Here is a 1,517-nt window from a genome sequence, read left to right as displayed (position 1 = left end):
CCTATACCGATATGAACGTCGCCGGCGGACTTCACACCTATTATGTGACCGCGCTTTACGGCACCAACGAATCCCTGCCCTCAAACGTGATCTCCGTTTTCGTGATGCCGGCTATGCATACCGAGCTTTTCCACGACGATGGAACAGCAGAGCAGGGCTTCAACGTCGGATCATCCCGTCAGATGGCTGTGAAACACATGTACAACGGTCAAGTTACCGTCAAGTATGCCAAGATATTTGTGCATACTGTCGGCACTGCAGGAATCATCGTGCGCGTCTATGAAAACGATGGTGTCGATGGCATGCCCGGAATGCAGCTTGCTCAATATCAATACCCCGCCGCATCAGTTGTTTCGGGTTGGAACTATGTGACCATGCCTGCCGGAATTGTCGTCCCCGATGGACAATTCTATCTGGCAATCATGGAGACGACCAATGCATCCGCGATCGGCTTGGATACCTCCTCAAACGGATACAGCTACAAGAGACTTGTAAACGTATGGGAACCGGTCACCAATGGCGAGATCATGCTTCGCGCCATCGTCGAACCTGGCGTTTCCAACGATGATGACATCATCCCGGTATATACTCTGAACGCTAGCAACTATCCGAATCCCTTCAACCCGGAAACCACCATCGCCTTCAGTGTTCCGACCAACGGCAAAACCGACATCAAGGTCTATAACCTCAAGGGTCAGCTTGTGCGCAACCTGATGAGCGGAGAGCTTACTGCCGGTAATCACAATGTGGTCTGGAACGGCAAAGACGATAGAGGCAACGGCGTGTCCAGCGGTCTCTATTTCTACCGCGTGACCAATAACAGCCAGACCATCACCCGCAAGATGCTGCTGGCTAAATAAAACAAATTAAACTCCTGTCGGATAGCGATATCCGATAGCATAAACCGATAGCGCCCCGGATCATACAATTCGGGGCGCTTTTCTTTTGTAGCGCAGCAAATGTAGCGCAGCATGCCGATGCTGCGAAAGCTATACCCGTTTTAATCAAAGCATTGCGCCGTGGAGTCAAGCCTTTCCGCCTTCGCAGGATCGGCAGGAGACTGTTCAAGTAAATTCCCTTAAATTTCAATAAATTAGCGTTTCGGAAATCAAGAAAAGTGGGCGAAAGGCATCCTTAGGCAGGGGTTGCTTTGAATTGACATATCGTCTGCACAGTGGGCACTTCAGTAAATATCAATCATTTTTCGTGGGGAAAAGCCTTATGCTTATAGCCGCGACCATAGGGCTGTTTATGGACAATATATACATTTAAACAAATGATAGAAAATCATTTACAACTTTTGCCTTCTAACTATTGTGGCGCCCAAATTTACCTGAATGAAGGAAGCCAAAAATGAAGAAAAGTGTACATGTCCAGAACCTTGTTAGTGTGGAGTGCGATGAAAATCAGTTTCGGGTGACAATAAACTCCCCCGTGGTATTTACCATGCCGAACATCGGCGTAAACCGCAAGTTATTGGTAATCTTATTGCGTCTTTTAGTGGGAATCGATGGAAA

Annotated in this window: 1 protein-coding gene; it reads left to right on the top strand. The window is 48.1% G+C overall.

From position 1 onward, the window contains the following. On the top strand, window positions 1-860 hold an 860-nt coding region (locus Q8M98_03970), incomplete at its 5' end, for a T9SS type A sorting domain-containing protein (protein MDP3113915.1). Window positions 861-1,517: the final 657 nt, after the last annotated feature.

This window comes from Candidatus Cloacimonadaceae bacterium (assembly GCA_030693415.1).
Lineage (GTDB): Bacteria > Cloacimonadota > Cloacimonadia > Cloacimonadales > Cloacimonadaceae > JAUYAR01.
The sequence above is the reverse complement of the archived record's forward strand: the minus strand, read 5'-3'. Positions and strand labels throughout refer to the sequence as shown.